Source organism: Amycolatopsis rubida (genome assembly GCF_900115345.1).
GTDB lineage: Bacteria > Actinomycetota > Actinomycetes > Mycobacteriales > Pseudonocardiaceae > Amycolatopsis > Amycolatopsis rubida.
In genome coordinates this window covers 1-24000 of the sequence record NZ_FOWC01000007.1, presented here as the reverse complement: position 1 = coordinate 24000, position 24000 = coordinate 1, and the positions used below count along the sequence as shown (strand labels likewise).

The following is a 24000-nucleotide window of genomic DNA, read 5'->3' as shown; positions in this document are numbered from 1 at the left end:
TCGCGCTGACATCGGGCCTGCCACGACCGTCTCCCCTGCGTCTGCGCCGTGACAGCTGCGTGTCCGCCGGGCAGTCGAATGTGGTCGCAACGAACCGCCAAGCCAGCCAGGGAGACCGGAAATGTCCACGTTCACCACCCCCCACCCCATCACCGCCGCGCTGACCACCGCGGGCGCCCGCGTCCGGATCGCCGCGGGCGAGCGTGCCGAGACCGTCGTGCGGGTGCAGCCGGTCGACGCGGCGAACTCGACCGACGTGAAGGTCGCGGAGAAGACGAGGGTCGAGTTCGCTGACGGCGTGCTGTCGGTCAAGACCACCAAGTCCGGCCGCCAGGCCGGCTCGGTCGACATCGCGATCGAACTGCCCGCCGGGTCGAAGCTGCTCCTGAACACGGCCTGGACCGAGGTGCGGGCGGACGGCGCCCTCGGCGACTGCGAGGTCAACATCGGCTCCGGCCGGGTCCAGCTCGACCGGGTCGACGCACTGCGCGGCAACCTCGGCGCGGGCGGGCTCGCGGTCGGGCACGTCGCCGGCGGCGCGGTCATCGAGGGCAGCGCGGCGGTCCTGCGGATCGGCGAGGTCGACGGCCAGATCCGCTGCCAGGGCACGAGCGGCAAGGTCTGGATCGGCCGCGCCCGGTCCGACGTCGACCTCGGCGGGTCGAACGGCAGCTTCGACATCGGCACCGCGGACGGGAGCGTCGTCGCCAGGGCGGCCGACTGCCCGATCCGGATCGGGCGGGTCACGCGCGGCCTGGTGGAGCTGTCGAACGCGGCCGGCGGGATCGAGGTCGGCGTCAGCGCGGGCACCACCGCCGACGTGGACGCGAAGAGCGCGAAGGGCGCCGTGCGCAACACCCTCGGCACGCCGGACAGCCCTCGTGACACGGTCAAGGTCCACGCCCGTGCGCGGCTCGGCGACATCGTCGTCCATTCCGCGGCCTGACCACCCGGTCGGATGGCAGGATCGGACGGGTGCAGATCAAGATCCTGGGTCCGTTCGAGGTCCACGACGGCGATGGAGCAGAGGCGGCCGAGGTTCCGGGCGCTCGGTTGCGCGGACTGCTCGTCGCCCTCGCGCTCCGGCCGGGCCAGGTCGTCCCGAAGGCGTCGCTGATCGACTGGATCTGGGGCGAGCACCCGCCCGCCGACGCCGCGAACGCCTTGCAACGCCTGGTTTCCCGGCTGCGCAAGGCGCTCCCGGGAGCCGTGGTCGAAGGGCTGACCGACGGCTACCGGCTGGCCATCGACGCCGACGCGGTCGACGCGGTGCGCTTCGAGCGGTTACTCGCGCAGGCCCGGGACCAGGGGCCGGCGCGGCTGCGCGAGGCGCTGGAGTTGTGGCGCGGCCCGGCGATGCAGGACGTCGGCTTGCCCGACAGCGGCGCATTCGACGCGGCGGCCACGCGGTTGGAAGCCCTGCGGCTGGCGGCCATGGAGGACCGGTTCGAAGCCGAGCTCGATCTCGGCCGCGGCGCGGATCTCGTCGCGGAGCTGACCGACCTGGTGGCCGCGCACCCGGTGCGGGAGAGGCTCGTCGCCGCGCTGATGCGCGCGCTCGCCGCCGCGGGCCGCAACACCGAGGCGTTGCAAGCGTTCCAGCGCATCAGGGAAACGCTGGCCGACGAACTGGGCGCCGACCCGTCGCCCGAACTGTCCGCGTTGCACGTCGCGTTGCTGCGCGGCGAGGTCGGACGGCGCGAGGAAAGCCGCAAGAGCAACCTGCGCGCCGAGTTCACCAGCTACGTCGGGAAAGAGGCTGATGTCGCCGCGGTCCGCGACCTGGTGTCGCGGCATCGGCTCACCACCTTGACCGGCCCCGGCGGTTCGGGAAAGACCCGGCTGGCAACGGAAACCGCCCGCACGTTGGTCGCCGGCCTGCACCACGGCGCCTGGCTGGTCGAACTGGCCGCCGCCGGGAGCGGGGACGACCTCGCGCAGGCCACGCTGTCCGGGCTCGGCCTCCGCGACGCGCTGCTCGGCGAAGCGTCCTCCGCGGATCCGGCGGACCGGCTGGTCTCCGCGATCCGCGACCGCGAAACGTTGCTGGTCCTGGACAACTGCGAACACGTCATCGAGTCCGCGGCCGCCCTCGCGCACCGGCTGCTCGGCGAATGCCGCGGATTGCGGATCCTCGCGACGAGCCGGGAACCGCTGGGGATCACCGGCGAGGCGTTGTGGCCGGTCGAACCGCTCCCGCGCGCCGAGGCCGTCCAGCTGCTGCGCGACCGGGCGACGACGCGGAACCAGCACCTCGCCGACGACCGGACGCTGGCCCGCATCTGCACCGCGCTGGACGGGATGCCGCTCGCGATCGAACTGGCCGCGGTCCGGCTCCGCACGATGTCGCCCGAGCTGCTCGCGGACCGTCTCGACGACCGGTTCCGGCTGCTCACCGGAGGCAGCCGCACCGCGCTCCCCCGGCACCGGACGCTGCGCGCGATGGTCGACTGGAGCTGGGAGCTGCTCAGCGACGGCGAACGGCTCGTGCTGAGCAGGCTGTCGGTGTTCGCCGGCGGCGCGAGCCTGGAGGCGGCGGAACGGGTCTGCGCGGGAGAACTGGTCGACGAGTACGAGGTGCTGGACCTGCTCTCCGCGCTCAGCGACAAGTCCCTGCTCGTCGCGTTCGGCGAAGGCGCGCCGCGGTACCGGATGCTCGGCACGATCAGGGAGTACAGCACCGCACGCCTCGCCGAAGCCGGGGAGGCCGAGCTGGCCCGGCAAGCGCATCTCGCGTACTTCACCGAGCTGGCCGAAACCGCGGAACCCCGCCTGCGCCGCGGCGAGCAAGTGGAGTGGCTCACCGTGCTCAGGGCAGAGCACGACAATCTCGTCTCGGCCATGCGCGGCGCGCTCGCCGCCGGTGACGCGCACGCCGCGATGCGGCTCGCCGCCGCCTGCGGCTGGTACTGGTGGCTCGTGGGCCGCAAGGCCGAGGGCATGGAGCTGATCACCGCCGCGATCGCGGTTCCCGGCGAGGTCCCCGACGAGACCAAAGCCATCGTGTACGCCCTGACCTCGATGTTCGCCACGTCCGGACCCGGCGACATGCCGGAAGCCGCGCGGTGGGTCCACCAGGCGTACGAGTTCGGCAAGCACGGGCGGCACTGCCACGCGGCACTGCGGCTGGTGGTGCCGCTGGAAATGATGCTGCGCGACACGGACGCGCTCCTGCCCGCCTGGGAGTCGCTGCTGGACGACGAGGATCCGTGGGTTAGAGCGTTGTCCCGGCTGCACATCGGCAAGCTCCGGATGGTGCTCGGCCGGGACGGCGAATCCTGGTTCGACGAATCGCTGGTCGAGTTCCGGGTGCTGGGCGAACGGTTCGGCATCTCGTTCGCCCAGACGGAACTGGCCGGCTGCTTGGCCATGCGCGGCGAATTCCCCGAGGCCAGCGAGCATTTCGACCAGGCGATCGCCGTCGTCGCCGAACTCGGCGCCCTCGACGACGTCGTCCAGCTGCGCATGCGGCAGGCACGGCTGCGCTGGCTCGCGGGCGACAAGGACGCCTGCGCCGCCGCGGTCGCCGAAGCGGAAAGCCTCGCGGAAGGCGTCACCTGGCCCGGGACGCTGGCCTCGCTCGCCCTCGTCCGGGCGGAACTGGCCCGATGGAACGGCAACGCGCAGGACGCCTTCGACCACTTCGGCCACGCCATGGCCCTGCTGGGCGACGAAGCCCAGCAACCACATCTGCGAGCCGCCGCCCACGAACTGCGCGCCTGGTTCGCCGCCGACCTCGACGAAGCGCGCGAACACCGCGCCGCGGCCTGCGACGCGGCGGCGGAAACCGGACGCGCGCCAGAGATCGCCAAGGCGATCGTCGGGGTCGCTGACCTGGCACTGCGGCGCGCACAGTACGACCAGGCCGCACGACTGCTGGCCGCGAGCGCGCGGGTGCTCGGCCGGAAAGACCTGGCGAACCCGGATGTGACGCGAATCGAGCAGGAAGCGCGCAACCGCCTCGGCGACGCCGCGTTCGACCAGGCCGCGCAGGAAGGCGCGGCGGATTCCTGGACCGACCTGGTGGCGGTGCCGCTGACGCGGGCCTGATCCCGTGTCAGCGCCGTGACGGCCGGGTGTCTGGCCTCTCGGAGATCGTGGCGACATCAAGCCGCCACGAGAGGATTTCCCGATGAGCCAGCAGCTTTCCCCGGTCGACGGCCTGCCGATGGACCGCGACGCCGGCCCGTTCGACCCGCCCGCCGCGATCACCGCGCTGCGCGAGACCCGCCCGGTCAGCCCGATGCTCTTCCCGGACGGCCACGAGGGGTGGCTGGTCACCGGGTACGACGCGGTCCGCCAGGTCATGTCCGACGCCCGGTTCAGCAGCCGCCTCGACATCGGCGTGGTCCACGTGCCGTACGAGACGCCGGGAATGCCGGTCGCCACCGAGCCCTCGCCGCAGATCCCCGGCCTGTTCATCAGCATGGACGCCCCCGGCCACACCCGGCTGCGGCGCAAGCTCACCGGCGCGTTCACCGTCAAGCGGATGAAGCAGCTCGAAGACGGCATCATCGCGATCACCGAACAGCAACTCGACGCGGTCGCGCGGCTCGCGCCGCCGATCGACCTCGTTCGGGAGTTCGCTCTTCCCGTGCCGTCGCTGGTGATCTGCGAACTGCTCGGCGTTCCCTGCGCCGACCGCGAAACCTTCCAGGCGAACTCGTCGAAGTTCATGGAGCGGGACGTCAACCTCGAAGACAAGATGGCCGCGTTCGGCGCGATGATGGGCTACCTCGGCCAGCTGTGCACGGACAAGCGCGCCGAACCCGGCGAGGACATCCTCTCCGACCTCGCCCGCGACGAGGACCTCAGCGTCGAGGAGCTGACCGGCATGGCGTTCCTGCTGTTGCTGGCCGGACACGAGACCACCGCGAACATGCTGTCCCTGGGCGCCTTCGCGCTGCTCGAACACCCGGCGCAGCTCGCGGAACTGCGCACCGACCCGACGCTGTTCGCCAATGCGGTGGAAGAGCTGATGCGCTACCTGTCGGTGGCCGACATCTTCTACCGCTACGCGACGGAGGACGTCGAACTCGGCGGCGAGACGATCCCGGCCGGCTCGACTGTGGTCGTCTCGCTGCTCGCCGCCAACCGCGACCCGGATCATTTCGAGAATCCCGACACGATCGACCCGCACCGCAAGGTCCGCGGGCAGGTCGCGTTCGGCCACGGCATCCACCAGTGCCTGGGACAGCAGCTGGCTCGCATCGAGATGCGCGTCGGATTCGAGGGGCTGCTGCGCCGCTTCCCGGACCTGCGGCTCGCGGTTCCGGCCGGGGAGGTGCCGTTGCGGACCACTATGAACATTTACGGGGTGCACGAGCTTCCGGTCACCTGGTCCTGAGCGGCCGCCTGGTCCGGTGGCGGCTTCCTTTTCCCGGCCTCCGGACCACGCCGATCGTCCGGGCGAAGCGACTGGTCCGCAGGAGGACAGGACCCGGCACGCTCCGCCTTGAGTGATCGAGGCCATGCAATCGCCGGGGAGGGCGGAGAGAACGGACGCCATCGCGAGCCTGGCCGCTGCCGCGGGGACTTATGCGGCCGAATACCTGGCTGAGGGCGCGAAACAGCTCGGCGAGAAGGCCCGCGGCTGCGAGGCACAGCCGCGCTCGATGGGCTGGCGCAGCAGCGCGAGTCCCCGACCGCGCGGCTCGGGGACGGAGTGCGCGGAGCGACCGCCGACGGCGCGCAGGTGGTCGTCATCCAGGACGGCAACAGCCGGTTCAGGGCCCGCGACGTCGCGGGCGGCGACATCGACAACTCCAAACGCACGATCCGGCTCGGAACCGGCGGCATCGTCATGGGCGTCGTCGCTCTCGTCGGCACCACATCCGTCATCAGCTACAACGAAGGCGCGGCCGTCGCTGCTGCATTTCGAGTCGTGGCTGTTCCCCGAAGACCACGGCAAGTCCAGCGCGGACATCGCCGCACAAGGCGGCCGCAGTCATCACCGCGATCGGATCCTCAGCACCGAACCCCCACGAAGCCGTGCGGAGGGTCTACAGCAACATCGCTCACCACGGCTCAGTCGAAGCAGCGCCAGCACGCACAGACCGCGTTCGCCGCCGACACAGGTTTCCCGCTGCCGCACCGCGGCGGAAACCCTCGCTGGCAGAATCACCGCAGTGAACGACTACGCCGAATCGCTGCCCAGCTTCGTGGCCGGCGAAAACCCGGGCAACACCGTCGTCATCGACTCCCGCGCCCATCGCGTCGTCGGCGGCCCCGCGCTCGGCACGTCAGTCGAGAACAGCCAGTGGCTCATCGTCGGCCACAATCCCGGGCCGGCGACCTGCCCCGGTTCGTGAACCCGGACCGGCGAGCGCCTCGGTTCCCGGACAGCCCGTCTGCGGCAACGCGCGGGCTGGCCGGACACAAGAACGATCGGTCGCCGATCGACGACCGATATCGCCTCGATCCGGACCGGGCGTGGCTGGCCACTCCGGCCGGGGTCGTCCTCGACGGCGGTGCCCTCACCTTCGTGCGCGGCTCGGCGCGAGTCATGACCGCCGGGCAAGCGCTCGCCGACCCGGTGCTGAGCACGGCAGGTTCTTCGACGGGCCGCAATGGGTTCGTGTCGCCGAGACAGGCGAGTGGACCGTCGCGGTGGAATACGTTCAGCAGAAATCCCACATCGACGGCATCGCCAGCCATCTGGCCAGGGACACCGAGGTCGTCTTCGTCGCCGCGAACGAAGACGATCCGGCAGTGGTCAGCTGGCCGCCTCGTCTTCACTTTCACGTGCGGAGGCGGGTACGACTCCCGCGGCGGGACGCATCCGCACCTGTTCGACGACGAGATGTCCGGCTCCGGCCTCATCGACTTCGCCTCCGCCGCGACCATCGCCGACAGTTCGGTCGCGATGATGGCGATCCTGGGTCGGCACCTCGGATTCGGCGTCGCCCCGGAAACGCTCACCGGGCCGCTCCCGACCGCTTATCGCATGCACCGCCACCTGCCCCCGCCTTCCTGATCGCCGGAGCAGGGAACCGGAACGGGACGGGGTCCGCTCCGAACTGGCCGGGCATCCTGCCGCGAGGCGAAGCGAGTCCGGAGCGAACACGATCTCTACTTCGGCGCCGGGAAGCCGCCGATCCGTCCCTCCAGCAGCTCCGCCAGCCGCAGCGGGGTCCGGTCCTCGAACATCGGGCCGATGACCTGCACCCCCACCGGCAGCCCCTCCGGCGAGAAGCCCGCTGGCATCGCCGTGGCGGGCAAGCCGGGCATGGTGGCGACACCGGCCCAGACCAGCTGGTCGAAGAACGGGTACTCGACGCCGTCGATGTCGATCCGGCAGGCCAGCAGATCGGGGTTGTGGTCGTGCGGGAACGCGGGCGTCGGCGTCACCGGGCACACCACGGCGTCGAACTCGGCGAAAAACTGTCGCCAGCCGTGGCGGTGCAGTTCGCGGCGGTGGTGCACCCCGAGCCAGTCGCGGTGGGTGAGCACCATTCCGCGCAGCCGCGCCGCGTCCAGGCTTTCGTCGTCCGCGCTCAGTTCGGCGGCACGGGTCTGCAGCTGCTCGTAGGCGTCGACCGGGAAGCGCGCGACGGAGCCGGAGAACAGCAGCTGGGTGTAGAGGGTCGCGGCTTCGGTCAGGTCGGGCAGCAGCGGGCTGTGCCGTTCGACCCGGGCACCGGCGTCCGCGAGCGCGTCGGCTACTCGGTGCACTCCGGCCCGTACCGCGGCTCCGGTCGGGATGAAGGGATGGTCGTCCAGGATCAGGACTCGGAACTCGCTCAGCTGCTCGTGGCGTGCGGGCGGCAGGGCCAAGTCGTGCGCCACGCCGGAGGTCAGCGGGTCGGGTCCGGCCATGACGTCGAGCAACAGTGCCAGGTCGCGGGCGGTGCGCGCCATCGGGCCGACGACGGCGAGGTCCAGTTCGTGCGGCAAGGGCAGTTCGTTCGGCGGGACCATGCCGCGGTTCGCCACCAGGCCGAGGGACGGCTTGTGCCCGTAGACACCGCAGAAATGCGCGGGGGTGCGCAGCGAGCCGCCGATGTCGGAGCCGATGGACAGGGCGCCGAAGCCCGCCGCCAGCGCCGCTGACGATCCGCCGGAGGAACCGCCTGGGGTGCGGTCGTGGTCCCACGGGTTGTTGGTGGTGCCGTAGACCGGGTTGGAGCTCTGCAAGCCCTGAAGTCCCAGTGGCACATTGGTTTTGCCGAGGATGACCGCGCCGGCGGACTTGAGCCGCGACACCTGGACCGCGTCTTCGGCGGGGATGAAGTCCCGGTGCTGCGGCATACCCCAGGTCGTGGGCAGACCGGCGAGGTTGTAGCACTCCTTGACCGTCACCGGAATTCCGAGCAGCGGCCGGTCTTCGCCGCGGGCGCGCGCCCGGTCGGCCTCCTGCGCGGCGGTGCGGGCACGATCGAAGTCCGGTACGCAGATCGCGTTGAGTGCCTTGTCTTCCCGCTCGATGCGGGCGATCGCCTCGTCGGTCAGCTCCGCCGAGGTCGCTTCGCCTGCCCGCAGGGCGGCCGTGAGTTCTTCGGCCGAGTGAAAGTTCCGCTCCATGAATGCGACCGTAACGGGCACCCGGCGGAGCCATAAAATGTCAATTTCCACAACGGCGGCCCGTGGTCGACGGGCGCGGTCTGGCCGGTGCCGCGCATCTACGGGACAGCGGCCGCGACTTCGGCGAACCCGGTCAGCGGTCCCAGAATCCTTGTTTCTCCAGCAAAGCCACCGCGCGCTCGCCCGCGTCGGCGAGGTGTTTCTCCACCAGCGTGCGCGCCCGGGCCGCCGAGCGGGCGGACAGTGCGTCCAGGATCAGCCGGTGGTCGTCCCGCGCCTTGACCGGCCAGTCCTCGTGTGCCTCGTAAAACCCGTGCGACACGGTTTTGGCCAGGATGCCGAGAAGCGACAGGAGACGACGCGAGCCGGCGGCGTAATTGATTCTCCGGTGGAACTCGTAGTTCAGCCGTTCCTGTTCGGCAGGGTCCGCCGCGGACTCCATCCGGTCCGCGAGATCGTGCAGCGCTTGGAGGCTTTCCGGGGAGAGGTTCTTCGCCGCGCGCTCCGCGGCCAACCCGGACACGACGCCGAACACGCGGTAGTGGTCCCGGATGTCGTCGCGCGTCATCCGGGCGACGAACGCGCCGCGGCGGGCGATGTGCTCCACCACGCCCTCGTGGTCGAGTGTGATCAACGCTTCGCGGACCGGCAGTTTGCTGATGCCGAGTTCGTCGGCCAGCGCCTCCTGGTCGATCTTCGCCCCGGCGCGCAACTGGCCGGAGAAGACGCGGCGCCGGATTTCCTGGGCGGCCATCGCCTTGAGGTTCGCCGGGCCCGTGCGGCGCCGTCCGGCACTCGTGGTTTCGGGCGTCGCCACTACCGTCTCCCTCCTGCGTGCGCGGCTGTATCGGATGAAGTATTACACGCCCGGGGCACGCTCAGGCGGCCGAGTCGCTCCGTGCCGGGTGCGGCCTCCGCTCCAATAACTCAACCTGACCTGCGGAAACATCTTCGCCGACAGCCGCCCGAGAGTGTGAGCCATTCGATGATTTCTGATAAAGTATTTTCTAGCTGGACGGTCTGGGTCATAGTGGGAGGCATGGCAGCAGCGGTTACCCCCGAGGACTTCCGGCCGATCCTGGAGCTGGTGCGCGACTTCGTCCGGGCGAAGGTCGTTCCGCGCGAACAGGAGATCATGGACGGCAACGCCATCCCCGGCGACCTGCGCACGCAGGCCGCGGAGATGGGGCTGTTCGGCTACGCGATCCCCCAGGAATGGGGCGGGCTCGGGCTCGACCTGACCCAGGACGTCGAGCTGGCGATGGAGTTCGGCTACACGTCGCTGGCGCTGCGGTCGATGTTCGGCACCAACAACGGCATCGCCGGACAGGTGCTGGTCGGCTTCGGCACCGGCGAGCAGAAGAGCCAGTGGCTGGAGCGCATCGCCTCGGGCGAGGTCGTCGCGTCGTTCGCGCTGACCGAGCCCGGTGCCGGGTCCAATCCCGCCGGGCTGCGCACCAAGGCGGTGCGCGACGGGGACGACTGGGTGCTCGACGGGCAGAAGCGGTTCATCACCAACGCGCCGATCGCGGATCTGTTCGTCGTGTTCGCCCGCACCCGTCCCGCGGACGACTCCGGGCCGGGCATCGCGGTGTTCCTCGTGCCCGCGGACACGCCGGGGCTGGAGGTAGGGCCCAAGGACAAGAAGATGGGCCAGGAGGGCGCCTGGACCGCGGACGTCACCTTCACCGACGTCCGGGTGCCCGCCTCCGCGCTCGTCGGCGGCAACGAGGACGACGGGTACCGCGCCGCGATGACCTCCCTCGCGCGGGGTCGCGTGCATATCGCCGCACTCGCCGTCGGCTCCGCGCAGCGTGCGCTGGACGAGTCCGTCGCGTACGCCGCTTCGGCGACACAGGGCGGCCAGCCGATCGGCGATTTCCAGCTGGTGCAAGCAATGCTGGCGGATCAGCAGACCGGCGTGATGGCGGGGCGCGCGCTCGTGCGCGAGGCTGCGGCGCGCTACGTGTCCGGTGAGGATCGCCGGATCGGTCCCTCGGCGGCGAAGCTGTACTGCACGGAGATGGCGGGCAAGGTCGCCGATCTCGCGGTCCAGCTCCACGGCGGCACCGGCTACATGCGCGACGTACCGGTCGAGCGGATCTACCGCGACATCCGGCTGCTGCGGCTTTACGAAGGCACCAGCGAAATCCAGCGCCTCATCATCGGCGGCGGGCTGGTCCGGCAGGCGAAGAAGGCACAGAAATGACCAGCCGCGCGGCTACCCGGGCACGGGAAGCGACGACTCTCCTGTTCGTCCCGGGTGACCGGCCGGAGCGTTTCGGCAAGGCCGTGGCTTCGGGGGCGAGCCTGGTCGTGCTCGACCTGGAGGACGCCGTCGCGCCCGAGCGCAAGGAGTACGCGCGGGAACAAGTCGTCGCGTGGCTTGAGGAGAACCCCGAGTGCGCGGTGCGGATAAACGCCGCTGGCACCGCCTGGCACGACGAAGACCTCGCCGTGCTCAGGCGGCGCCGGTGCACCGTGATGCTGCCGAAGGCCGAACCGGCGACGACGCGTGCCGCGGCCGAGCAGCTCGGCGTCCTGCCCGTGGTGATCGCGCTGGTCGAGACCGCGCGCGGGGTGCTGGACGCGCGGGAAACCGCCACCGTGCCGAACGTGCAGCGCCTCGCGTTCGGCAGCTTCGACCTGGCCGCGGAGCTGGGTGCCGACCCGGCGGACCGGGACGCGTTCGTCGCCGCGCGGGGCGCGCTCGTGCTCGCCTCCGCCGCAGCGGGACTGCCCGGACCGATCGACGGCGTCACCGCGGATCTGGACAACGAGCTGCACCTCACCGACGAGGTCTGCTACGCACGGCGGCTCGGCTTCGCCGGAAAGCTGTGCGTGCACCCGAAGCAGGTACCCGTCGCCGCCGCGGCGCTGCGGCCGACACGCGAGGAAGTCCGCTGGGCACAGTCGATCCTCGACGCCGGCGCGGATGGCGCCGTCGCAGTGAACGGACAGATGGTCGACAAGCCGGTGCTGGAGCGCGCCCAGCGCGTCCTCCGGCAGGCACGAGAAGGGAACGGGCGATGACGCTCACCGACGACGAACAGCAGATGGTCGCCCTGGTCGCGGAGTTCGTGGACGAACGGGTCCGGCCCCGGGTCCGCGAGTTCGAAGCCGACGACATCTACCCCGCCGAGTTCATCGACGAGATGAAGGAACTCGGCTTCTTCGGGCTGCTCGTCCCGGCCGAGCACGGCGGCGTCGACGTCAGCACCGCCTGCTTCGCCCGCGTCACCGAAGAGCTCGCGCGCGGCTGGATGAGCCTGGCGGGCGCGATCGGCGGGCACTCCGTCATCACCTATCTCATCAAAACCTTCGGCACCCCGCAGCAGCGCGAGAAGTACCTGCCCGCCATGGCTGAAGGCCGGATCCGCGCGACGATGGCGCTGACCGAGCCCGGCGGCGGCAGCGACCTCCAGGCGATGCGCACCCAGGCCGTGCCGGGCGACGAGGGCTACACGATCACCGGCTCGAAGACCTGGATCTCCAACGCGGCGCACTCCGGCCTCATCGGCCTGCTGTGCATCACCGACCGCGACGCGAAACCCGCGCACCGCGGCATGAGCGTCCTGCTCGTCGAACCCGGCGACGGCCTCACCATCTCCAAGAAGCTGCCCAAGCTGGGCTACCGCGGCGTCGAAGCCTGCGAACTCGTCTTCGACGGCCAGCAAGTGCCCGCGGACGCCGTTCTCGGCGGCACGCCGGACCAGGGCTGGTCGCACATGATGCGCGGGCTGGAAGTCGGCCGGATCCAGGTCGCCTCGCGGGCGCTGGGCGTCGGCCAGGCCGCGTTGAACGACGCCGTCCGCTATGCCCAGGAACGCGAGTCCTTCGGCAAGCCGATCTGGAAACACCAGTCGGTCGGGAACCTTCTCGCCGACATGGCCACCAAGATGCGCGCCGCCCGGCTGCTCACTGTGGACGCCGCGGAGAAGCTCGACGCGGGCGAACGCGCGGACATGGAGGCCGGGATGGCCAAGCTGTTCGCGTCGGAAACCGCGATGCAGGTCGCGCTCGACGCCATCCGCGTCCACGGCGGCTACGGCTACTCCAGGGAATACGACGTCGAGCGCTACTTCCGCGACGCGCCGCTGATGATCGTCGGCGAGGGCACCAACGAAATCCAGCGCAACGTCATCGCCGCGCAGCTCGTCGCGCGCAACAAGATCTGAGGGAATCCCATGACTCTGCTCAACGGCCGGACCGCTGTCGTCACCGGCGGCGCGCAAGGCATCGGACTCGCCATCGCCCAGCTGTTCGTCGCCCAGGGCGCCCGGGTGGTGCTCGGCGACATCGACGGCGAGGCAGCCGCGAAAACCGCGGACAGCCTGGACGGGGAAGCCGTCGGCGTCGCCTGCGACGTCACCAAGTCCGCCGATGTCGACGCCCTGCTGGCGGCCGCGGCCGCGACGTTCTCGCCGGTCGACGTGTTCGTCAACAACGCGGGCATCACCCGCGACGCGACGATGCGGACCATGACCGAGGACGAGTTCGACCAGGTCATTTCCGTGCACCTCAAGGGAACCTGGAACGGCACCCGCAAGGCAGCCGCGATCATGCGCGAGCGCAAGAGCGGAGCGATCGTGAACCTGTCGTCGCTCTCGGGCAAGGTCGGCATGGTCGGGCAGACGAACTACTCCGCCGCCAAGGCCGGGATCGTCGGGCTGACCAAGGCCGCGGCCAAGGAGATGGCGCACCACGGCGTCCGGGTCAACGCGATCCAGCCCGGCCTGATCCGCACCGCGATGACCGAGGCCATGCCGCAGAAGGCGTGGGACCAGAAGATGGCCGAGATCCCGATGCGCCGCGCGGGCGAGGTCGGCGAAATCGCTTCGGTCGCGTTGTTCCTCGCGTCCGACCTGTCCTCCTACATGACCGGCACGGTGCTCGAGGTGACCGGCGGGCGGTTCATGTGACCGGCTGGGAACCCCACGCGGTCACGACCGCGGAGCTGGTCGACCCGGCCCCGGTCGCGGCGCTGGCCGCGCTCTTCGACAACGGGCTGCCCGCGCCGCGGCCGGGCGACGACCTGCCTCCGCTGTGGCATTGGGTCGCGCTCCCCCGCTGGCCGGTCTCCTCGGAACTCGGCCCCGACGGGCACCCGGCGCGTGGCTCGTTCCTGCCGCCAGTCGACCTGCCGCGGCGGATGTTCGCTGGTGGCGAGGTGACCGTGCACCGGGCCCCGAGAATCGGCGAGACGGTGACCCGGAGGTCCATTGTGGACTCGGTGACGGAGAAATCCGGCCGCTCCGGAAAGCTGGTGATCGTCGTGGTGCGGACCGCGCTGTCCGGTGTGGACGGTTCGCCGCTCGTCGCGGAACGGCAGGACCTCATCTACCGCGAAGCGGGCGCGACCACCTCCGGGGCAGCGCCAGTGGAACCCGCGGAGCTGGCGCGAACTCCGTTCCGCCGCACCGAAAACGGCTGGGACTTCGCCACCGACCCCACCTTGTTGATGCGCTTTTCCGCGGCCACCGCGAACCCGCACCGCATTCACTACGACTGGCCGTACGCGACCCGGGCCGAGGGCTATCCCGGCCTGGTCGTGCACGGGCCGCTGATGTCGCTGGCGCTGGCCGAGGTGCTGCGCCTGGACTCCCCCGGCGCGCGGGTGACCCGGCTGGCGCACCGCAACCTGGCCCCGCTGTTCTGCGGCCAGCCCGCGCGCCTGCGCACCGAACCCCGTCCTGGCGGCGCGGCCCTGACCCTCGTCGGGGACGCCGGGCCGCGCACCAGCCTCGAAGCCGACTATCACGAGGAAGGCACTCTCCATGCGTGACGCCGTCATCTGCGAACCTGTCCGCACCCCGATCGGCCGCTTCGGCGGTTCGCTCAAGAGCGTGCCCGCCGCCGACCTCGGCACGATCGCGGTGAAAGGCCTGCTGGAGCGCACCGGTCTGCCCGCCGACGCGATCGACGACGTCATCCTCGGCCACTGCTACCCCAGCGCCGAAGCCCCCGCGATCGGCCGCGTCGTCGCGCTCGACGCCGGGCTGCCGGTGACTGTGCCGGGCATGCAGGTCGACCGTCGCTGCGGATCCGGACTGCAATCGGTGCTGCTCGCCGCGTTGCAGGTACAGGCGGGCGCGAGCGAGCTGATCGTCGCGGGCGGCGCGGAAAGCATGTCCACCACCGTCTTCTACGCCAACGACCTGCGCTGGGGCGCGGGCGGCGCGGGCGTCCACCTGCACGATTCGCTCACCCGCGGCCGCCAGACTCCGGGCGGCAAGCACTACCCGGTGCCCGGCGGGATGCTGGAGACCGCGGAGAACCTGCGGCGGCAGTACGGCATCAGCCGGGAAGAGCAGGACCGGCTCGCCGCTCGGTCGCATCAGCGGGCCGTCGCCGCGCAGCAGTCCGGGGTGTTCGCCGAGGAGATCATCCCGGTGCCGGTCGAGACGCGGAAAGGCACCGTCGTCGTCGACACCGACGAGCACCCCCGGCCGGACACCACCGTCGAAACCCTTGCCAAGCTGCGGCCGGTGCTGGGCAAGCAGGACCCGGAGGCGACGGTCACCGCGGGCAATGCCAGCGGCCAGAACGACGCCGCCGCGGTGTGCATCGTGACCACCCGCGAACGCGCCGCCGAACTGGGCCTGCGCCCGCTCGTGCGGCTGGTCTCGCACGGCGTGGCCGGGGTCGAGCCCAAGGTGATGGGCATCGGGCCAGTGCCTGCCTCGGCACTCGCGTTGGAACGGGCCGGGTTGAAGATCTCCGACATCGACCTGATCGAACTCAACGAGGCGTTCGCCGCGCAGGCGCTGGCGTGCACCCGCGAATGGGGCTTCGGCGAGTCCGATTTCGACCGGCTCAACGTGCACGGCTCCGGGATCTCGCTGGGTCACCCGGTCGGCGCGACCGGCACTCGGATCCTCGCCACGATGGCACGGGAAATGCGGCGCCGCGAGGCCCGCTACGGGCTGGAGACGATGTGCATCGGCGGCGGACAGGGCCTGGCCGCGGTGTTCGAGCGGGTGTCGGCGTGACCCGGGCTTTCGGCTCGGCGGACGAGGTACGGGCCGCGCTGGGCGAGGAGATCGGGCCGACCGGGTGGTTCGCCCTCGACCAGGCGCGGATCGACGCGTTCGCCGAGGCCACCGGCGACCGCCAGTGGATCCACACCGATCCGGAGCGGGCCGCGGACGGGCCGTTCGGGTCGACGATCGCGCACGGCTTCCTCACGCTTTCGCTGATCCCGTACTTCAGCGCGCAGCTGGTCCGGCTTGATTTCGGGGCCGCGCGGATCAACTACGGGTTGGGCAAGGTCCGGTTCCCGGCACCGGTTCCGGCCGGCTCGCGGCTGCGCGCCAGCGCGTCGTTCGCCGAGGTGAAAGACGGTCCCGCCGGGGTCACCGTGACCACGCGGTACACGGTGGAGCTGGAAGACTCGGCGAAACCGGCGTGTGTCGCCGAAACCCTGGTGGTCGTGGCCTGATGACCGACTTCTGCCCACTGGACGAAGCCGTCGCACGCCATGTCCGCGAGGGCGACGCGCTGCATGTCATCCTCGGGCACAGCCGGTGGAGCGCGCTTGTCCGCGAGATCGCGCGACAGCACTGGCACCGGCCGTCGCGGTTCACACTGATCATGGCGAGCCTGTCGTCGCTCGGCGCGGTGCTGTTCCGCTCCGGCTGCCTGGAGAAGGTCGTGACTGTCTACTCGGGAGACTCGTTTCCCGTGTTCACGCCGAACCCGGTGTTCCAGCAGGCGTACGCGGACGGCACGGTCGAGGTCGAAAACTGGTCGTTCCTGAGCTACATCCAGGGGTTGCGCGCCGCCGCGACCGGCGTGCCCGCGGTGGTCACCGGCTCGGTGCGCGATTCGTCGATGACCGGGAACCCCGGTTACGCGGAGGTCGACACGCCGTTCGGCCGCGTCGGCCTGGTCGCGCCGCTCACCCCGGATGTCGCGATCGTGCACGCCGCGGTCGCCGACCGGCAGGGCAATCTGGCTATCGCGCCGCCGATGTTCGAGGGCTCGATCGGTGCGTTCGCCGCCCGGCGCGGAGTGCTCGCGACGGTGGAAAAGGTCGTCGACGACCTGCGGCCGTGGGCCCCGTTCGTCCGCGTTCCGGCACACCGCGTGCTGGCCGTGGTCGAGGCTCCGTTCGGCGCCCATCCCGGCGGGGTCTTCCCCGGCACCGAGGGCGCGCGGCTGCCCGTGGACGGCTACGCCGAGGACGTCGAGTTCTGGATCGCGGCGCGGGAAGCCAGCCGTTCGGCGGATTTCGACGACTGGATCCGCGAATGGATCCTCGTCGACCACGACGCATATCTCGCCAAACTCGGTTCAGGGCGGCTTGATGCACTGACCCGCACACTCGGCCAGCCCACCCCGCCCACCGGCCGCGGGCAACACACCGGGCCAGCGACCCGGCCGGAACGCGCCGCGACCTGGCTCGCCGCACTCGTCCGGTCACGAATCGCCGAAACCCGGATCGACGGCGTGCTGGCCGGAGCCGGTCTCGCGAACCTCGCCGCCTGGGTGGCCGTCGAACAGGCGAAGGCGGACGGGCACGAGGTCGCGCTGGCGGCCGAGCTCGGACTCTGGGACTATTCCCCGACACCCGGCGACCCGTTCATCTTCAGCTTCGCCAACTTCCCGTCGTCCTCGATGCTGCTCGACACCGAACAGGCGCTCGGGAACCTCGTGAACGGCCCGGCCACGCGGTCGATCGCCTGCGTCGGAGCGGCGGAAATCGACCGCCGCGGCAACATCAACACCACCCGCGTCGACGGCGGTCCGTACCTTGTCGGTTCGGGCGGCGGGAACGACGTCGTGACCGGTGCGGACGAGACGTACGTGGTCGGGACGATGAGCCCGCGGCGGTTCATCGAAAACTGCGGCTACGTCACCAGCCCCGGCGCGCGGGTCCGGGCGGTGGTCACCGACCTCGGCATCCTGTCCCGGCGCGACGGCGAACTGGTGCTCACCGCGATCGCGCCCGGGCCGGAGCCGCTGGCCGACCGCGTCGAACACGTCCGGTCGCGCTGCGGCTGGGACCTCGCAGTGGCGGAGGACCTGAGCGAACTGCCCGAGGTGAGCGCGGACGACGTCGAGCAACTCCGGAAATACGACCGCGAGGGCTTGTTCCTCGGCGACGGCAGGAAAGGAGCGGCATGAGTCGCTACGCACAGTTCGAGAACCTGCGGGTCGACGGCCCGGACGAGGACGGCGTCGTCGAACTCGTCCTCGACGCCCCGCACCTCAACGCGGTCAGCGAAGCCGCGCACGCCGATCTCGCCGACATCTGGCGCGAGTTCGACCGCGACCCGGCGGTGAAAGCCGTCCTGCTGCGCGGCGAAGGCAACGGCTTCTCCGCCGGCGGGTCCTTCGACCTGGTCGAAAAGCTCGCCACCGACTTCGAAGCCCGCTCCCGCACCATGCGCGAGGCCCGCGACCTGGTCTACAACGTGATCGACTGCTCGAAACCGATCGTCTCCGCGATCCACGGCCCTGCCGTCGGCGCCGGACTCGTCGCCGGAGTCCTCGCGGACGTCTCCGTGGTCACCGCGAACGCGAAGATCATCGACGGCCACACCCGCCTCGGTGTCGCCGCGGGCGACCACGCGGCCGTGTGCTGGCCGCTGCTGTGCGGGATGGCGAAAGCCAAGTACTACCTGATGACCTGCCGCCCGCTGAACGGCGCCGAAGCCGAACGGATCGGCCTGGTGTCGCTGTGTGTGGACGAGGAAGCCGACCTGCTGCCCACCGCCCGCGAGATCGCGCACGAGCTGGCTTGCGGCGCCCCCACCGCGATCCGGTGGACCAAGCAGAGCCTCAACCTCTGGTACCGGCAGCTCGCCGGCGCGATCTTCGACTCTTCGCTGGCACTGGAGTTCTACGGTTTCGGCGGTCCTGAAGTGCACGAGGGTCTCGCCTCGCACCGCGAACGCCGCAAGCCCGACTTCTCCCGGGTGCACGACGCATGAACCCCGCACTGCTGGCCGGGTTGCGGGTGGTCGAGCTGTCCGCGTACGTCGCGACACCGCTGTGCGGGCTCACCCTCGCCCAACTCGGCGCGGACGTCGTGCGGGTGGAACCGCTGGGCGGAGCCCCCGACCGCACGCGCTGGCCGTTGTCCGACACCGGAACGAGCCTGTACTGGTCCGGGCTGAACAAGGGAAAGCGGGCCGTCGCCGTCGACCTGGAGTCCGAAGTGGACCGTCGCCGGGTCGCCGAGCTGATCGTCGAGGGCGGTCCGTGCGTGGTCGTGACCAACACTTCGCGGCACGCGGACCTCGGATACGAGGCCCTGAGCGCGCGACGGCCGGACCTCATCCACGTGCTGCTCGACGGCCGAGCCGACGGCGGCGCCGCGGTCGACTACACCGTTCAAGCGGCGACCGGCTTCCCGCTGCTCACCGGCACGGGTACGGCGCCGGTCAACCACGTGGTGCCCGCCTGGGACGTCTGCGCCGGGCTGTACCTGGCGATCGGGCTGCTGGCCGCCGAACGGCACCGGCAGGTCACCGGCCGCGGCCGGTCGATCCGGGTCGCGCTGGAGGACGTCGCCCTCGCCACCGCCGGGAACCTCGGCTACCTCGCCGAAGCGCAGCTGACCGACCACTCGCGGACCAAATCCGGCAACGAAATCTACGGCACCTACGGCGACGATTTCGAAACTGCCGACGGTGTCCGGGTGATGATCGTGCTGCTCACCGAACGGCACTGGCACAAGATGCTCGCCGCGACCGGACTGTCCGCCGCCTTCGCCGGGCTGAGCGAGACGCTGGGGATCTCCTTCGCCACCGAGTCCGACCGATACCGGCATCGGGACGTGATCACGCCACTGCTGGCGCGGTGGTTCGGCCGGACGCCGTACGCGGAGGTGGCCGAAGTGCTTACCCGGCACCGGATTTTGTGGGAGCGGTACCGCTGCTTCGCCGAACTCGGCCGGGACGGTGGTGCGGCGCTGCGGGAGCTGGCGTTGTTCGAGTCGGTGGATCAGCCCGGGGCGGGGGCGCATTGGGCGCCGAAGTCGCCGATCCAGGTGGACGGGGATCGGCTTGCTCCGCGGCCTGCGCCGGGGGTTGGGCAGCATAACGACGAGGTGCTGGGCGCGTCTGCGGACCGCTGAGCGGACGCTCCTGGAGAGTGCTTCCCCGGGCGAAAGCGCCGGGGAAGCACTCTCTCGGCGGATCAGTCGTCGACCAGGTCTTCCGCGGGCCACCGGGTGAGGAAGGCACCGAGCGCGTTGCCGATGAGCTCGCCTTGCCCGGTCGGTTCCTGGCCAGCGCCCAGGTGTTCGGTGAACGCGTCGCCCAGCGCGTCGATGATCGCTTCTTACTGGTCAAGAGCGGGTTTCTCCTGCCCTTGAAAGGCAGGCGGCAGTTCAGGGTCTCGTTCGGACAGCAGACCGGCGACGACCGCCCGGTACTCCGGCGGAGTGTTGCCTCCAGCCTGCTCTGCCCCGCGCCGACGCCGTAGTGGTCTCTCCGTGCCGGTTCACGTCAACGACAGCGTCCTTGCCGGTGTAGCGATGCGAGTTGTCCGGCCGAATTCGGGTATTTCAACTGGATTGTCCGCGGCACCGTGCATGGCGGCGTCGTTCGCGCCATGGCCGTCTCGTTCGGCGATTTCCTTCGGCGGCCGAGCTAATGACCCCGAGGCCGGCTGCTGCGGTGGCGACCTCGCCCGGGTGGTTGAGCATGGCGTTGCCGGAGGACGCCAGCCCATGGACCAGGTGTCCCCCGGCGTCCGCGAGGAGATTGCCCGCGTCGTCAAGCCAGTTCGATTGCTGTGGCGCGTCGGTGGTGACATTCCTGATGGCTGACGCGACAGTGTCCCGACGTCAGAGAGCTGCCCGCTCGCGCTGCCGCGCAGCGAGTGTGCTCCATAGTTTTGGACCGGCCGTTCGGTTCATGAGCGGCCACGGCCACACCCAAGGCCGGGCTGCTCTCGGCCGTCCTGGAGCGCGGGGCATACGAGTTCTTCCGGCACCTTCGCGAGTCGCAGGCGAATCCGCCCGAGTCCCTGCCGCCCGCCGAACTGCTCGGCTGGTTCCTGCAGCGCACCGGCGAGGTCTTCGCCGCGAAACCCGACTTCCTGATCCTGCTGATGAGCGCCTAAGCGGTCGACGACGTCGAGGTGAAGGAGATCATCGAACGCGTCCGCGCCAGCGGACGGCGGCGCATGCGCCGGATGATCTCCCAGTCGTGGGCCGCCTCGGCCCGGAGGCGGCGGACAAGGCGGACAAGGCGCTGGACTATTTCGGCATCGCCGGATTCGACGGCGCGTTCGTCGCCTGGCAGGCGGAACCGGAGCGGTCCATGGGCGCGTTGCCGACCGAGGCCATGGACGCGATCGCGGAGGGGATAACCGGCAGGGTGCCGGTCTCCACGTTTATCGCCGCCGGGTGCGGCAAACCAGCCCGGTGACCGCACCCTCGACGAGGAGACCGAACATGACCGCACCCGGGCCCGAACCCGACGACGTGCCGGGTCTCGAACCGGGCGGCTCCGTGCCGCCCGGCGACACCCCGCCGGACGCCGGGCAAACCTCAGGACTCTCGCATCCGCAGCCGATGCCCTCGCGCGCGCTGCCCGCCCGCTGGCTAGCCGCGGTGGCGATCCTCGTGCTGGTGGTGGCCGCGTTCTTCGTACTGCGCGCCCTCGACTGGTTCTAGCCCGTTTGCCACTGACCTCGGCCGGGAATTCGCGCCGCGAGGTGATCGACGTGAGGCGAAACGAGGTACGGGCGAGCACGGACCGGCGGTCGTGGCATCGCCTCGGATCGGTCGCCGAACCGCTGTCGGCGAACGCGGCCGCGGGATGACCGCTCGGATCGCGGGCGCGAACCGCCGTCGACGCCGGGACGCCGCCGACGCGGTGCCGTGGTCGCTGCGCGTCGCGGCGGCAGCGAGCTGGCGATTCCTGGTCGTCCTCGCGATGCTCGGGGTCATCGCGTGGACGCTCGGCTACCTCGCGCAGGTCACCGTCCCGATCGGGATCGCCCTGCTCCTGTCGGCGTTGTTCGCGCCGCTGGTGGAGCGGCTGGTGCGCTGGCACGTGCCGCGCGCGCTGGCCACGCTCGTCGCGATCGTCGTCGGGCTCGCCGTCCTCGGCGGGGTCCTCGCCCTGGTGATCACCACGGTCGCCGCGAGCCTTCCGCAGCTGGGCAGCCAGGTCGGAGCCAGTCTGGTGAGGATCAACAACTGGCTGCAGCACGGACCGCTGCACCTGCCGCAGGTGCAGCAACTCCTCGACAAGGCGGTCAACGCGATCCAGGGCAACACCGCCGAACTCGCCGGCCGGGTGCTCTCCACCGCGGCGACCGTCGGCGGCGTGCTGACCGAGATGCTGCTGACGCTGTTCGTGCTCGTTTTCTTCCTGTACAGCGGCAATCAGGTGTGGCGCTTCCTGCTGCGGATGGTGCCCGCCTCCGCCCGCGACGAGATCGACGTCGCCGGTCGCCGCGGGTTCGCCTCGCTGGTCAGCTACGTGCGTGCGACCGTCGCGGTGGCCTGCGTGGACGCGGTCTGCATCGGACTCGGCGTCTGGCTGGTCGGGGTCCCGCTCGCGGTGCCGCTGGCGGCGCTGATCTTCATCGGTGCGTTCGTGCCGATCGTCGGCGCGGTGGTGGCCGGCGCGGTCGCCGTGCTGATCGCCCTGGTCGCCAACGGATTCGTCGCGGCGGGCATCGTGCTCGCGATCGTCGTCGGGGTGCTGCAGCTGGAAAGCCATGTGCTGCAGCCGCTTCTGCTCGGTCGCGCGGTCCGGCTGCATCCGCTCGCCGTGGTGCTGGGCATCGCGCTCGGCCTGGAGATCGCCGGGATCGTCGGGGCGCTGCTCGCGGTGCCGATCCTCGCGGTCGCGAAAGCCGCGTTCGCGTCGCTGCTGCGCGACCCGCGGCTGGATCCGCTCGACATCGACCCGCTGCGGCCCGCCAACGCCCACGCCGCCGGACGATCAAGGGTTTCGGCCGTGCGCAGGCGGGTAATCGCACTTCGGAGGGACTCTGATGACAAGCTTGATCACTGACAACGCCGACGGCACAGCACCACGGCGAGCACCGCTCGAACGCGGGTTTCCGCTCCCCCGGTCCGCACCGCAGACGGTGTCCTCGACGCTGCACCGGCTTTCCTCGATGGCGTCCTTGCGCGCGTGGGAACAACGCTCGACCCCCGCGCTGATGCACCAGGCGATTCTGGACGGCGTGAACGCTCGCCGTGCCGCCGAAGCGGCTCACCTGAGCGTCGAGGAAGCACACGTACGGTGGGGCGATTGGGCGGCGAAACGGCTGGCCCCGCAGCGACCCGGGGTCGCGGCCGAGTTGCCGGTGCAGCAATTCCTCAACGTGCACGCGGCTTTCGCGGCGGCACTCGCGGGAGAAGACCCGCGTTAACCGCGCAGATCCGCCTCCAGCGCGGCCGCGGTCGCGCGCAGCGACGCCACCAGCGTCGGCAGCTGGTCTTTCCGGTATCGCACGCTCGGCATCGACGCCGACAACCCGGCGACGACCACCCCGTCCGCTCCGTGCACCGGCACGCCGGCGGCCACCACTCCCCGTTCCGACCGGCCCTGGTCGAGCGCGAAACCGCTGCGCCGCACCCGAGCCAGATCAGCCCGCAATTCGGCCGGCTCCGGCCGCTCCCTGGCTTGTCGACCGCGTACAGCTCCTCCACCTGTTCCGGTGGCAGCTCGGCGAGCAACAGCAGACCGGCCGTCGTCTGATGCACCGGGAAAACCATCCCTTCGCGTGAACCGACCCGCAACGCCTGCGAGCACTCGACGCTCGCGATGAACCGGGCGGTGTCCCCCGTCCGGACGGTCAGGTTCACCGACTCGTCCAGCAGGTCCACCAGCCGCCTCTCGGCAAGCGACGCCGGGCGCGGGCTGTAGCAGCGGTAGAACGCGGTCTCGCCGGTGCGCCGGTTGCGGCGCACCAGCATCCAGTGCTGCCCGGGCTTCCCGGCCTGGCGCAGCCGGATGCGAGCCCACAGGCAGTAACGCCGCCCTTTCGCGCCGGCCCCGGCCGAGAGCTTCTGCCAGGCCCGTTTCGGCCGGCCGTCTCGTCGGCGCGGGCGGGACCGCCGGTGCCGGCGATGCGGTGATCGCAGGCCACGGCCAGCACGTAGGCCTGCTCCCGGTCCCCGAGCGGGTCGCGCAGGCCGGCGGCGTCCTTGCCGTAGGCCTCGTCCCCGGTCACCCACCCGGCCGCGACTCCCGCCTCCAGCGCCCGGGTGATCATCGACAGGGCGAGGCGGGATTTGGTCGCGAACCCGACATCCGCGGGGACGCCGGCCCGTTCCCGCCGGGGCGTGTCCTGCGCCCACCCGGCCGGGAGGTAAAGCTCCCGATCGATGAAGGTATGCCCGGCGGAGGTCGAATACACCACGAACACCGACATCTGCGAATTCCCGATCCGCCCCGCGGTGCCGGTGTACTGCCGCTGCACCCCGACCGTGCTGCCGCCCTTCTCGAGGCCCCCAGTCTCGTCGATGACCATCGCGTCCTGCTCGCCCAGGTT

The 24000-nt window shown here is 70.8% G+C and carries 24 protein-coding genes and 1 pseudogene; 19 read left to right on the top strand and 6 right to left on the bottom strand.

Features of this window, described 5'->3' with window-relative positions; genetic code table 11:
- Positions 1-121 precede the first annotated feature (121 nt).
- From BM362_RS25350 to BM362_RS25340, 3 genes are all read left to right on the top strand, one after another.
- Positions 122-946: a DUF4097 family beta strand repeat-containing protein gene (locus tag BM362_RS25350; protein WP_067585293.1), complete on the top strand. Its 825-nt coding sequence runs from the start codon at positions 122-124 to the stop codon at positions 944-946.
- Positions 947-975: 29 nt separating this feature from the next.
- Positions 976-4050, top strand: coding sequence for an AfsR/SARP family transcriptional regulator (locus BM362_RS25345; protein WP_093574813.1), 3075 nt, complete (start codon positions 976-978; stop codon positions 4048-4050).
- An 82-nt stretch (positions 4051-4132) separates the two neighbouring features.
- Entirely contained in the window at positions 4133-5347 is a 1215-nt protein-coding gene (locus BM362_RS25340) for a cytochrome P450 (RefSeq protein ID WP_067585297.1), read from the top strand.
- Between the two features lie 189 nt (positions 5348-5536).
- On the opposite strand, the gene BM362_RS46935 is transcribed toward BM362_RS25340, so the two are convergent.
- A complete protein-coding gene (locus tag BM362_RS46935) occupies positions 5537-5926 on the bottom strand; it encodes a hypothetical protein (protein ID WP_143132485.1) in 390 nt (129 codons plus the stop codon).
- Between the two features lie 202 nt (positions 5927-6128).
- On the opposite strand from BM362_RS46935, the gene BM362_RS25335 reads away from it, so the two are divergent.
- Both BM362_RS25335 and BM362_RS25330 read left to right on the top strand, forming a co-directional pair.
- Entirely contained in the window at positions 6129-6311 is a 183-nt protein-coding gene (locus tag BM362_RS25335; RefSeq protein ID WP_093574812.1) for a hypothetical protein, read from the top strand.
- Complete coding sequence (locus BM362_RS25330; RefSeq protein ID WP_067585305.1) at positions 6308-6976, top strand: hypothetical protein; 669 nt, start codon at positions 6308-6310, stop codon at positions 6974-6976. Before BM362_RS25335 ends, BM362_RS25330 begins: the two co-directional genes overlap by 4 nt.
- Positions 6977-7071: 95 nt before the next feature.
- Here BM362_RS25330 and BM362_RS25325 read toward each other — a convergent pair whose 3' ends face one another.
- The gene (locus BM362_RS25325) at positions 7072-8523 is read right to left on the bottom strand and encodes an amidase (protein WP_067585309.1); all 1452 of its coding nucleotides are present in this window, start codon (positions 8521-8523) and stop codon (positions 7072-7074) included.
- A gap of 133 nt (positions 8524-8656) precedes the next feature.
- Positions 8657-9340 (bottom strand): GntR family transcriptional regulator, encoded by a 684-nt coding sequence (locus BM362_RS25320; protein ID WP_244287279.1) that lies wholly within the window; start codon positions 9338-9340, stop codon positions 8657-8659.
- Positions 9341-9562: 222 nt separating this feature from the next.
- Between BM362_RS25320 and BM362_RS25315 the strand changes: the two genes are divergently transcribed.
- The 14 genes from BM362_RS25315 to BM362_RS25245 all read left to right on the top strand — a co-directional run bounded on the left by BM362_RS25315 (position 9563) and on the right by BM362_RS25245 (position 22875).
- Entirely contained in the window at positions 9563-10732 is a 1170-nt protein-coding gene (locus tag BM362_RS25315) for an acyl-CoA dehydrogenase family protein (RefSeq protein WP_093574811.1), read from the top strand.
- On the top strand, positions 10729-11556 hold the full coding sequence (locus BM362_RS25310; RefSeq protein WP_093574810.1) for an HpcH/HpaI aldolase/citrate lyase family protein: 828 nt from the start codon (positions 10729-10731) through the stop codon (positions 11554-11556). Before BM362_RS25315 ends, BM362_RS25310 begins: the two co-directional genes overlap by 4 nt.
- A complete protein-coding gene (locus BM362_RS25305) occupies positions 11553-12701 on the top strand; it encodes an acyl-CoA dehydrogenase family protein (protein ID WP_067585321.1) in 1149 nt (382 codons plus the stop codon). The genes BM362_RS25310 and BM362_RS25305 overlap by 4 nt, the downstream gene beginning before the upstream one ends.
- A gap of 9 nt (positions 12702-12710) precedes the next feature.
- Positions 12711-13445, top strand: a complete 735-nt coding sequence (gene fabG / locus BM362_RS25300; RefSeq protein ID WP_067585324.1) for a 3-oxoacyl-ACP reductase FabG — start codon at positions 12711-12713, stop codon at positions 13443-13445.
- Positions 13442-14308, top strand: a complete 867-nt coding sequence (locus BM362_RS25295) for an HTD2 family dehydratase (protein ID WP_067585328.1) — start codon at positions 13442-13444, stop codon at positions 14306-14308. The genes fabG and BM362_RS25295 overlap by 4 nt, the downstream gene beginning before the upstream one ends.
- Complete coding sequence (locus BM362_RS25290; protein ID WP_067585331.1) at positions 14301-15515, top strand: acetyl-CoA C-acetyltransferase; 1215 nt, start codon at positions 14301-14303, stop codon at positions 15513-15515. The genes BM362_RS25295 and BM362_RS25290 overlap by 8 nt, the downstream gene beginning before the upstream one ends.
- Positions 15512-15964, top strand: coding sequence for a MaoC family dehydratase (locus tag BM362_RS25285; protein WP_067585334.1), 453 nt, complete (start codon positions 15512-15514; stop codon positions 15962-15964). Before BM362_RS25290 ends, BM362_RS25285 begins: the two co-directional genes overlap by 4 nt.
- Positions 15964-17652, top strand: a complete 1689-nt coding sequence (locus BM362_RS25280; RefSeq protein ID WP_093574809.1) for a CoA-transferase — start codon at positions 15964-15966, stop codon at positions 17650-17652. Before BM362_RS25285 ends, BM362_RS25280 begins: the two co-directional genes overlap by 1 nt.
- Entirely contained in the window at positions 17649-18461 is an 813-nt protein-coding gene (locus BM362_RS25275; RefSeq protein WP_067585339.1) for an enoyl-CoA hydratase/isomerase family protein, read from the top strand. Before BM362_RS25280 ends, BM362_RS25275 begins: the two co-directional genes overlap by 4 nt.
- Entirely contained in the window at positions 18458-19609 is a 1152-nt protein-coding gene (locus BM362_RS25270) for a CoA transferase (RefSeq protein WP_093574808.1), read from the top strand. The genes BM362_RS25275 and BM362_RS25270 overlap by 4 nt, the downstream gene beginning before the upstream one ends.
- A 1078-nt stretch (positions 19610-20687) precedes the next feature.
- A complete protein-coding gene (locus BM362_RS25260; protein ID WP_093574806.1) occupies positions 20688-20909 on the top strand; it encodes a hypothetical protein in 222 nt (73 codons plus the stop codon).
- A gap of 26 nt (positions 20910-20935) precedes the next feature.
- Positions 20936-21157 carry a DUF6480 family protein gene (locus BM362_RS25255; RefSeq protein ID WP_067585347.1) on the top strand — a complete coding sequence of 74 codons (222 nt, stop codon included), beginning with the start codon at positions 20936-20938 and terminating at the stop codon, positions 21155-21157.
- 145 nt (positions 21158-21302) lie between these two features.
- The gene (locus BM362_RS25250; RefSeq protein WP_093574805.1) at positions 21303-22511 is read left to right on the top strand and encodes an AI-2E family transporter; all 1209 of its coding nucleotides are present in this window, start codon (positions 21303-21305) and stop codon (positions 22509-22511) included.
- Positions 22492-22875: a hypothetical protein gene (locus tag BM362_RS25245; protein WP_067585350.1), complete on the top strand. Its 384-nt coding sequence runs from the start codon at positions 22492-22494 to the stop codon at positions 22873-22875. Before BM362_RS25250 ends, BM362_RS25245 begins: the two co-directional genes overlap by 20 nt.
- On the opposite strand, the gene BM362_RS49275 is transcribed toward BM362_RS25245, so the two are convergent.
- The 3 genes and pseudogenes from BM362_RS49275 to BM362_RS25235 all read right to left on the bottom strand — a co-directional run.
- Positions 22872-23081: an IclR family transcriptional regulator C-terminal domain-containing protein gene (locus BM362_RS49275; RefSeq protein WP_244287278.1), complete on the bottom strand. Its 210-nt coding sequence runs from the start codon at positions 23079-23081 to the stop codon at positions 22872-22874. The two genes, BM362_RS25245 and BM362_RS49275, sit on opposite strands and share 4 nt — an antisense overlap.
- Positions 23082-23203: 122 nt before the next feature.
- Positions 23204-23311 (bottom strand): annotated as a pseudogene (locus BM362_RS50680) (IclR family transcriptional regulator); the annotation flags it as partial.
- Positions 23308-24000 (bottom strand): IS701 family transposase (locus BM362_RS25235; RefSeq protein WP_143132484.1); only part of this gene is annotated, 693 nt, incomplete at its 5' end. The pseudogene BM362_RS50680 and the gene BM362_RS25235, both read right to left, overlap by 4 nt.

Coding starts and splice junctions, on each gene's coding strand:
- BM362_RS25350 (WP_067585293.1), top strand. CDS start 122: ATGTCCACGTTCACCACCCCCCACCCCATCACCGCCGCGCTGACCACC.
- BM362_RS25340 (WP_067585297.1), top strand. CDS start 4,133: ATGAGCCAGCAGCTTTCCCCGGTCGACGGCCTGCCGATGGACCGCGAC.
- BM362_RS46935 (WP_143132485.1), bottom strand. CDS start 5,926: ATGTCCGCGCTGGACTTGCCGTGGTCTTCGGGGAACAGCCACGACTCG.
- BM362_RS25325 (WP_067585309.1), bottom strand. CDS start 8,523: ATGGAGCGGAACTTTCACTCGGCCGAAGAACTCACGGCCGCCCTGCGG.
- BM362_RS25315 (WP_093574811.1), top strand. CDS start 9,563: ATGGCAGCAGCGGTTACCCCCGAGGACTTCCGGCCGATCCTGGAGCTG.
- BM362_RS25310 (WP_093574810.1), top strand. CDS start 10,729: ATGACCAGCCGCGCGGCTACCCGGGCACGGGAAGCGACGACTCTCCTG.
- BM362_RS25305 (WP_067585321.1), top strand. CDS start 11,553: ATGACGCTCACCGACGACGAACAGCAGATGGTCGCCCTGGTCGCGGAG.
- fabG (WP_067585324.1), top strand. CDS start 12,711: ATGACTCTGCTCAACGGCCGGACCGCTGTCGTCACCGGCGGCGCGCAA.
- BM362_RS25290 (WP_067585331.1), top strand. CDS start 14,301: ATGCGTGACGCCGTCATCTGCGAACCTGTCCGCACCCCGATCGGCCGC.
- BM362_RS25280 (WP_093574809.1), top strand. CDS start 15,964: ATGACCGACTTCTGCCCACTGGACGAAGCCGTCGCACGCCATGTCCGC.
- BM362_RS25275 (WP_067585339.1), top strand. CDS start 17,649: ATGAGTCGCTACGCACAGTTCGAGAACCTGCGGGTCGACGGCCCGGAC.
- BM362_RS25270 (WP_093574808.1), top strand. CDS start 18,458: ATGAACCCCGCACTGCTGGCCGGGTTGCGGGTGGTCGAGCTGTCCGCG.
- BM362_RS25255 (WP_067585347.1), top strand. CDS start 20,936: ATGACCGCACCCGGGCCCGAACCCGACGACGTGCCGGGTCTCGAACCG.
- BM362_RS25250 (WP_093574805.1), top strand. CDS start 21,303: ATGACCGCTCGGATCGCGGGCGCGAACCGCCGTCGACGCCGGGACGCC.
- BM362_RS25245 (WP_067585350.1), top strand. CDS start 22,492: ATGACAAGCTTGATCACTGACAACGCCGACGGCACAGCACCACGGCGA.